Below are 8,332 nucleotides of genomic sequence, written 5' to 3'. Positions count from 1 at the left end.
GTGGCTTGGGAACAAGCTTTATCAATTTATTCATAATAAATTTGGCAGAGGATTAAAGATTAGTTATTGTGACTGATTCTTTTGGTTAGAAAAAGATAAACTTGAGAATCTTCAGTCAAATTTATTGACTCAAAATCCGCTGTACTTAATTTAAATGAATCAACCCTACCGATGTCGGGGGGGTTGGGGGGGTGCGGCGTGGTACTTCTAAATATACCGGATTGCCTAATCTTGACAAATCTCTGACTAGATTATACTCTGTCTGATTGATTCTGTCCAAGATTTGATGGCAATTCGGACATTCAATTGTTTCATTTAAAAGAGCGAGCTTTAGGAAAATTGTCTGAGCAATTTTTTGATAATTGACCACTGTTACATTTGGTAAATCGAGGAGTTGATCAAAATTTATCCACATAACCCACCTCCTGTTCTGTGTTACCATTATACCATGCTCACACAGAACCTAGAAGAGCCAGCGATAAAATCCCCGGTGTTGGGGTAAAAATGTTCTAGAAAAGCTGGATATTTTTGAGAATGGGGATTTTTATCACAGTAACCGAGCATTTCTAAGGATAACATTAATCTTAAATCCTGCTTAGTTTGTTTTAATTTTTCCGAATATGCAATGCTCCCCAGCAATCCGTATTCTTCTAGATCGAAGGCAATTAAACGAATTGGATAATTAGCCTGATTCTCCCCAAAAAACCTCGCTAATTCTAATAATACCGCTAATCCCGTGGCGTTATCGTCGGCCCCTGGCGACCCCGGCACCGTGTCATAATGAGCGCCAATTAAAATCGGAGGTTTTTGACTATTATTAGGCAAATCTAAGATTAAATTTTCGTAAACTTTTCCCTGAAATGAGAAAAAATGTGATTCAACCTTTCCCCACTGTCCTAACTCTTGCCGCAGGTATTCTCGCACATAAAAATGTCCTTGACTAGAGAAAAAAGGGTTTCTTTCTCGGACAATTTGTTCTAGGTGTTGGCTTAAGCGATCGCTAAGAAGATCAAACATTGATAGCAGCAGATAATTTAATCAAAAGAGCCAATGGATAGAGAAACTGAGGGAAAAATCGGGGAGAATAATAATTGTTAATTATCAAATACTCTGTGGAGCTAAAATCATGACAAATCTCCAGTGGACTAGCTATGATTGTATCGTTGTTGGGGCGGGATTAGCAGGATTAATCGCCGCGCGTAATCTCCAGAGGCGAGGTCATCAAGTTCTGGTAATCGAAGCGCGAAATCGTTACGGTGGCAGAATGTCTGGTCAATATCTCCCCTCCGGACAGTGGATCGATCGAGGTGGTCAGTGGGTGGGCCCAACCCAAGAGCGTTTTTTAGCCCTCCTCGACGAGTATAAAATACGTCGTTTTCCCTCTCCCAATCAGGGAAAAACCGTCCTAGTGTTCAACAACAAACGCTATGAATTCAATGGTTTTTTTCAAGGTTTCCACGAGGGAGAAGTACCCGATATCGGCACGGAAGAATGGCAAGATGCGATGTCAGCATGGGCGCGTTTTCAAGAACTAGCCAAAACCCTACCTTCAGGTTATCCCCAAAGCAACGATCACACCAAAAAACTAGACAGTAAAACTTTTGCTCAGTGGATTGAAGAAAACACAAGCACAGATTTTGGTCAATGGTATTTTGCTTATATGGCCCGTGCAGTGGGGTTTCTCGGGCCGGCCGAACCCCAACAAGTCTCACTGCTGCACGTTCTTTGGGGACAAAATTGCGCCGCTCAGGCCGAACATCCAGAAGCCGAACTGATCCATGGCGGAGCCGGACAAATTCCCGACAAGATCGCGGCGGAATTAGGAGAGCGAATTCGACTGGGGGAACCGGTTTTTCGCCTTAATTATGACTCGGCCGGCGTGACCATAGAAACCAGCCAGAACACTTTTACCGCCCAATTTGCCATCATTGCCATGCCGCCCCATCTTGCTGGCCGCATTATTTATCATCCCCCGCTGCCACCCCAGCGAGAACAACTAACCCAACGAGTACCGATGGGATGCTGCGCTAAAGTCCTGATTTCCTATGAGCAACCTTTCTGGCGAAAACAGGGACTAGCGGGAGTTGCTCAAGGGAATTGTCAATGGTTGGAACTCTGTGCCGATAGTTCCGATCCCGAAACCGGCGTCGGGGTAATCGCCACCTTTGTGGTTGGCGATCGCTATAGTCGTTGGCGCTCCATGAGTAGTCCGGCGCGTCGTGCCGCCGTCCTCTCGGATTTAGCTATTTATTTCGGTCAAGAGGCCCTTTTGCCGATCAGTTATGATGAGGTGGATTGGCCCGGGGATCCCTGGACTGGTGGCGCATATTCCGCTTTTATGCCCCCCGGAGTCTGGACAAGTTTCGGCGAGGCTCTTTTTACTCCCGTCGGACCGATTCACTGGGCCGGCACAGAAATGGCCGATCGCTGGCCGGGATTTTTTGAGGGAGCGATCCGCACCGGTGAGGCAGCGGCCGATCGAATCGCCTTCCTTTTGCGGGAAAAATGAGCATCTACAGGGCTACGCCACCTTTTAGGTCAAAAAAGTCATCATAGTCAAGTTTCGGGGCTAATAGAGCAAAAAAATCCTAAATCATCACTATTTCGCCCTGGTAATGTTCGACGAAATACTGCACACGATGACGATATTCTTTAATTGTCCGATCGACCCATTCCCGCTGCTCACTGTTAGCATAGATATGCACTAAAGGTTCTCCAGCATCGGGTAAAATCAATACCCAGTCATCATTAAGGGGATTAATCACCTTCACCCCATCGACCAACTCTAGATTAAGATCCGCGTGAGTCTCCACTAGATAGCGCATCAGGGAGCCCTTGACTTTCCAAGGACAACGCACCGCCGTATTCTTATTGTAAATGCGCGGTAACTCGGCCCGCACCTGAGCTAGAGAACGTTCCTGAATGGTTAACATCTCCAAAAGTTTCGCCACGCTGAACATGGCATCGAAACCGGGATGTAATTGCGGAAAAATAAAGCCAGTTTGCCCAGATCCTCCTAAAACCACATTAGGATTGGTTTGACATCCTTCCATTAAAGCGCTAGGACTGGCTTTTGTCCGCACCACCCGGCCATCGTGACGACGCGCGATCTGTTCCACGGCACTAGAAGCATGAACCGGCACTACCACTGTACCGCGCGGATGGGCGGTCAGAATTGTATTCACCATTAGAGCAGTTAATTGTTCCCCGCGAATCGATAAACCACTCTCATCGACGAGGACTAATTGTTCCCCGTTGGCCGAAACTTGTACGCCTAAGTTCGCTTTCAGGGCCTCCACCACATGGCCCAATTGATGGATTAGTAACTCTCTTTCCTGCATGGAAAGGGCATTCTGACGTAAACTGGCATTGAGAACCACGGCATCACAGCCAAATTTGGCCAGTAATTCTGGTAAAATTGCCCCTGAGACTCCGTAGGCGTAATCAATGACGATTTTGGAGCTACTATTGCGAATAGCCTCTACATTTAGCTGAGTTTCAAAGGTTTTGCGGTAATTATCGAGAATATCAGCCGGATAGGACATACTGCCGATTTCCTGCATTCCCACCCGTCGCAGATCTTCTTTGAAATAGGCCCCTTCGATTTTCTTTTCCCTCGCTTTGGAAACATTAATCCCTTTTTCGTCTAAAAACTCGATTAAGAGAAAATCTGGGCGATCGGGATGAATACGAACGTGAATGCCACCGACTACGTTTAATTTAGCCACTAAAGTCCGCGAAATCGGTAAAGCATTCGCTTGTAGGTTTTGGATATTCACCCCCACGGACATTAAACCGGCAATCAGCGATCGACTGACCATGCGCGAGACACTACGTTGATCCCGGGAGACGATTACCGTTGACCCCGGTTTCAGGATAGAACCGTAGGATGCCCCCAGTTTAACGGCGAATTCGGGCGTGATATCGATGTTAGCGAGGCCCGATACTCCTCGTTGACCAAAGAGGTTTTTATGGGCAGTATTTCCCCAAATCAGGTTAATATTGAGGATGGCTCCCGATTCGATCTGTTTACTCGGCCAGACTCTGACCCCGGAATTGATCTGCGCTTCTTCCCCCACGATCGATAATTGTCCGATCACCGCACCTTCGTGTACCTGGGCCCGTCGATCGATTCTGGTTCCCCTAGCGATCGTACAAGCGGCTAAATTGACCTCATCCCCGATCACCACACCATTCCAGAGGATGGGACGTTTCAGATCGGAACCGGCACCGATGGTGACATTATCGCCGATAACCGAACCCCTCTCGATCAGAACATTTGCACCAATACGACAATGATTGCCGATCATGGCTGGGGCCTCAATCTGGGCGCTAGGATCGATATAGGTATTAGTGCCGACCCACACTCCGGGGGATTTTTCTCGATAGGGAAATTCCAGGTTAACTTTGCCGGATAAAGCGTCGTATTGCGCTTCTCGGTAGGCCTCCAGATGACCGACATCGCACCAATAACCATCGGCCACATAACCATACATAGGTTCGCCCCTTTGCAGCAGCAGCGGAAACAAATCTTTAGAAAAGTCGGCTTCTTCTTTGTAGGGGAGATAATCGAGGACTTCTGGTTCGAGAATATAGGTTCCGGTGTTGACAGTATCGGAAAAAATCTCGCTGGTGGATGGTTTTTCGATAAAACGGCGAATTCTGCCTTCTTTGTCGGTAATCACTACCCCAAATTCGATCGGATTGGCAACCCGCGTCAGGACGAGGGTTGCTTTCGAGTTTTTACTTTTATGGAATGCGATCGCTTTTTGCAGGTCAAAATCGGTGATACTATCGCCACTAATCACCAGAAAGGTATCATCTAACCATTCGGCAATATTTTTCACACATCCTGCGGTGCCTAGGGGTTGATCCTCCTCGACAGCGTAGGTGATTTTTACCCCAAAGTCGCTGCCGTCTTGAAAGTAGTCGCGCATGACATCGGGGAGATAGTGCAGGGTGGTGATAATTTCGGTAATGTCATGCTTTCGTAGTAAATTAATAATATGTTCGGCGATGGGACGGTTGAGAATCGGGACCATCGGTTTGGGAAGATCACAAGTAAGCGGACGTAATCTTGTCCCTGAACCACCTGCCATTAATACCGCTCGCATAATTTCCTCCCAAGGCTATCTTTTCGCCGTTTTTAAATAGTTTTTCCAAATTATGGCTTTAGTTTCCCGACCTCGATCGAGCCAGTTCCTAACCGGCATTCTAACACCGTCCCCCCGATTCAGAACAATATTTTCTTTTCCCAAGTCGGCAAAACCCAAGCTTAAAATAGGAGATGTGAATTCTCTAAATTCAAGGATGAGATGGCATGAGACTGGTTATTTTTATCTTAATAATTGTTTATGGTGCCGGTGGTTGGAAATTCTGGAATGGGTACAGAAGCACTAATTTTAGTCCCAGTTTACCCAATCGTTTAGCTCTAACCCTGTTCTGGCCGCTTCTTTTGGCTGTTAATCCCGCCTACCGCAAGAATTTTCAAAAAGCCCTCAAGGGCAAATAAAATTAACATACTGCCAAGGTCACGGCCATAAAACAGAAAGTAGCTGGGTATCGAGGTGTTTTTTCGCCGATTAGTCGAGATTACCCCCCCAAAAAAAACCCCTAAATAGGGTTTGCGGCAAAAAGTTTTTCGTGGGGGTAGGGTGTGGGGTTTTACCCATTTTCAGGTGGTCAATTACCTAATTTTCAGGGAAAAAGTCCCGGAATTTTCCCCCCAATCACTCCAATGGTCGGCACTTTTTGAGGGAAAAAAGTCTAAAAACCTTATCCAACAAGGTTGTTAGATTTATTCAGCAAACCCTAAATAATCCACGGCAATCAACAGTTTAGCCGTGGATGTCTTATCATGGTTAGGGAAAAAATTGGGGTCGTAGCTCAGTTGGATAGAGCGAGTGCCTCCTAAGCACTAGGCCGCCGGTTCGATCCCGGCCGATCCCGCCTTTTTCAGTGATCGGTAAACAGTAAACAGTGAAAAGATGCTGGGAAACTGCTATTTATAGCGCTTTTCACGTTACTGAGGTATCAACAAGTTTTGCCAACAAAGGGCTTAAGCCCCTTGCCCATGCCTCATTCTGATAAAAACTGCTATAGCATCAACCCCATTATCGAAATATTTACGGGCTTAATTAAGCCCGTAGGCACGGCTACGGGCAACTTCTAGAGGTTAGGCTTGATCGCTTCTGTTCTTGTTAATCTGTCGGATGATTTCAATCATTTGAGCGTGTCGATCATCCATTCTCTCTAGATGCCGGTAAAAATCGGCTTGAGTCTCATAAAAATCTGATTGTGCGCTTGCTATTCGAGCTAGGTAATCGTAAAGCCCTTTTTTCTCCTGTTTCCGTTCCTCGCGGTCACTAGCGACGGCATCAGCTAGGGCTTGAATAGCGCGAGCGTTCGATTCCACTATTCTCTCGATCCGCTCTAATCTGTCTTCTGACATTTTGGTAAACTCCTAATAGACTAATTCTTGTCCCCCACCGATGCCCGTCGGATGGGGGAATAACTTTAATTATGGGCTTTTCGATGCCAACGCTGATCCGATTTCCTAAATTCCCACTGTAATGCGATCTCATCAGGAGTCTTAATCTTTCCTGACTATTACCAAGTCAGGGAGACAAAATCAAGGGTTTTCCCGTTACAGGAAAACCCACATATAGCACTTTTCACGTTACTGAGGTATCGACAAGTTTTGCCAACAAAGGGCTTAAGCCCCTTGCCCATACCTCATTCTGATGAAAACTGCTATAATACTGCTCACTTAAAACTCAAAACTTAAAACTGATCACTGATCACTGATAACTGATCACTGATCACTGATATTTATCTTCTCATTCTGCCCTTAACTTGATACCAAAGCCTTCTTAAACGTAGATCGAGAGAAAAACCCCGACGGGTGGGAATAACAATCGTGCCACCGATGCGATCGTGGAAAGCGCGGTTAAATTGCTCATCGCCGATCGCCATACCACAATCGGCGAAAAGGGGCGAAGATAATAAAATCAAGCTTAAAGGATTGCCAAAAAAAGTATTTAACCCTACCATCATTAAAGCTGCTCCCCCACCAGCGATCGCCTCTCTTTTGCTTAACTCCAAAATTCCGGGTAAACGCTGAAGTCGTAGATCGATGATCTTCATATCCAGGGCCCAACGTCCTAAACTCTGACCCTGATTCTGCGCGACTAATAACACCCGCAAACACCACCAGATCAGGAGAAAAAGGAAGAATTGCAGTACAGGTGAACTGTTAGCAAAGGAGCTTAAAAACCAGATCGAGGCAAAGTCGATCAGGAAAGCATAGGCCCGACGATCTAAGGGAATTTTCGGAAATTTTTGCGGTAGATTATCTTCAGGTGGGATGGGGTAAACCATAAACTAAATTCTCGGAAAAATCCTGCGGTTTATCTTCCACTTTAATCGGGAAATTGGCAATTCTAGGATAGTTGTCTCTTGTCTTTTTTCTCCCCCCGTCTCGGAGTCTTCTGTCTGGGGGTCTGCTCACCTAACGGCAGATTTTTGATTTTTGCAGGAGATATAATTATTAATCGACTCGGAGATCTAAGCTACCATTGAGCAAAGGTAGCCCAGAATACAGGGATAATCATGGAACAAGATTCATTAACAACGGAGGTTATTCTAACCCATCCGCGGCAAAGTTTGGGAGAGATCCAATTGGATTGGATGCCACAACCGGGTAATTATTTGGCATTGAAAGGACAAACCTACGCAGTTTTGGAACGTCACCACCAGTACCAATACAAGATTGGTGGCTATTGTTTACGCAAAATTTCCCTTTATGTACAAACTGCTCCCACTCCGAACGAAAAAAGTTTGATTGAAGGACGTTGGGTGATGGGGGATGCTAGTTGTCGTTTTAACGCCAGATCCGAACTGTTGCGCTGTGCGATTAACCCCCCAGGTCCCTGTCAAGATTGTCGTTTTTACGAAACTATTAACCCTTAAAAGAGCCTTTTTCGGCAACAATCTGGCTATTTTTCCCCTAGCTAACCACTATATTGATCAATCGCCTTTGACATCCTCACCGCCGTAAAACGGACGGCGATTCCCAAACCTCACGATTTGGGTTTCTGCTTCTTTCCCGAAGGATTTTTCGCACCTGCCTTAACAGATTTACTCTGTTCTGGTCTTATGGTCGCTCTACAGACTGACACCGCAAGCCCTGCGGCCAAAATATTTTTACTAGCGTTAACATCTCGGTCATGGTGAGTCCCACAGTCTGGACAGTCCCATTCTCGAACATTTAACGGCATTTTTTCAGCAATATACCCGCAATTACTACATCTTTTAGAGCTAGGAAACCATC

The 8,332-nt window shown here is 46.0% G+C and carries 7 protein-coding genes, 1 tRNA gene and 2 pseudogenes; 4 read left to right on the top strand and 6 right to left on the bottom strand.

Translation table 11 applies throughout. The annotated features are described in order from the left end of the window. Positions 1–193: 193 nt before the first annotated feature. Both H6G48_RS05070 and H6G48_RS05065 read right to left on the bottom strand, forming a co-directional pair. A pseudogene (locus H6G48_RS05070) lies at positions 194–415 on the bottom strand (transposase family protein); the annotation flags it as partial. 59 nt (positions 416–474) lie between these two features. Then, positions 475–1,017: pseudogene (locus H6G48_RS05065) on the bottom strand (M28 family peptidase); the annotation flags it as partial. A 109-nt stretch (positions 1,018–1,126) separates the two neighbouring features. Here H6G48_RS05065 and H6G48_RS05060 point away from each other — a divergent pair. Then, a complete protein-coding gene (locus H6G48_RS05060; RefSeq protein WP_190719723.1) occupies positions 1,127–2,509 on the top strand; it encodes a flavin monoamine oxidase family protein in 1,383 nt (460 codons plus the stop codon). 79 nt (positions 2,510–2,588) lie between these two features. Here the strand turns inward: H6G48_RS05060 and H6G48_RS05055 are convergent, their stop codons facing one another. Then, positions 2,589–5,114, bottom strand: a complete 2,526-nt coding sequence (locus tag H6G48_RS05055) for a mannose-1-phosphate guanyltransferase (RefSeq protein WP_190719720.1) — start codon at positions 5,112–5,114, stop codon at positions 2,589–2,591. A 206-nt stretch (positions 5,115–5,320) separates the two neighbouring features. Here H6G48_RS05055 and H6G48_RS05050 point away from each other — a divergent pair, with 206 nt between their 5' ends. Then, positions 5,321–5,512, top strand: coding sequence for a hypothetical protein (locus tag H6G48_RS05050; protein WP_043999505.1), 192 nt, complete (start codon positions 5,321–5,323; stop codon positions 5,510–5,512). Positions 5,513–5,875: 363 nt separating this feature from the next. After that, positions 5,876–5,949: transfer RNA gene (locus H6G48_RS05045), tRNA-Arg, on the top strand. Positions 5,950–6,175: 226 nt separating this feature from the next. Here H6G48_RS05045 and H6G48_RS05040 read toward each other — a convergent pair. Together H6G48_RS05040 and H6G48_RS05035 are read right to left on the bottom strand one after the other, a co-directional pair. Further along, a complete protein-coding gene (locus H6G48_RS05040) occupies positions 6,176–6,451 on the bottom strand; it encodes a hypothetical protein (protein WP_002763421.1) in 276 nt (91 codons plus the stop codon). Between the two features lie 380 nt (positions 6,452–6,831). Next, a complete protein-coding gene (locus H6G48_RS05035) occupies positions 6,832–7,380 on the bottom strand; it encodes an RDD family protein (protein ID WP_185239757.1) in 549 nt (182 codons plus the stop codon). A gap of 231 nt (positions 7,381–7,611) precedes the next feature. On the opposite strand from H6G48_RS05035, the gene H6G48_RS05030 reads away from it, so the two are divergent. Then, positions 7,612–7,971 (top strand): DUF6464 family protein, encoded by a 360-nt coding sequence (locus tag H6G48_RS05030; RefSeq protein WP_002763426.1) that lies wholly within the window; start codon positions 7,612–7,614, stop codon positions 7,969–7,971. Positions 7,972–8,081: 110 nt separating this feature from the next. Here the strand turns inward: H6G48_RS05030 and H6G48_RS05025 are convergent. Beyond that, on the bottom strand, positions 8,082–8,332 hold a 251-nt coding region (locus H6G48_RS05025; protein WP_190719717.1), incomplete at its 5' end, for a zinc ribbon domain-containing protein.

The sequence above is a fragment of the Microcystis flos-aquae FACHB-1344 genome, assembly GCF_014698375.1.
In the GTDB taxonomy this organism is placed as follows: Bacteria; Cyanobacteriota; Cyanobacteriia; order Cyanobacteriales; family Microcystaceae; genus Microcystis; species Microcystis aeruginosa.
This window is presented reverse-complemented; position numbering and strand designations above follow the sequence as displayed.

What these genes read in the sequence shown, in the direction of transcription:
- H6G48_RS05035 (WP_185239757.1), bottom strand. Translation starts at nt 7,380, where the DNA reads ATGGTTTACCCCATCCCACCTGAAGATAATCTACCGCAAAAATTTCCG.
- H6G48_RS05050 (WP_043999505.1), top strand. Translation starts at nt 5,321, where the DNA reads ATGAGACTGGTTATTTTTATCTTAATAATTGTTTATGGTGCCGGTGGT.
- H6G48_RS05060 (WP_190719723.1), top strand. Translation starts at nt 1,127, where the DNA reads ATGACAAATCTCCAGTGGACTAGCTATGATTGTATCGTTGTTGGGGCG.
- H6G48_RS05040 (WP_002763421.1), bottom strand. Translation starts at nt 6,451, where the DNA reads ATGTCAGAAGACAGATTAGAGCGGATCGAGAGAATAGTGGAATCGAAC.
- H6G48_RS05055 (WP_190719720.1), bottom strand. Translation starts at nt 5,114, where the DNA reads ATGCGAGCGGTATTAATGGCAGGTGGTTCAGGGACAAGATTACGTCCG.
- H6G48_RS05030 (WP_002763426.1), top strand. Translation starts at nt 7,612, where the DNA reads ATGGAACAAGATTCATTAACAACGGAGGTTATTCTAACCCATCCGCGG.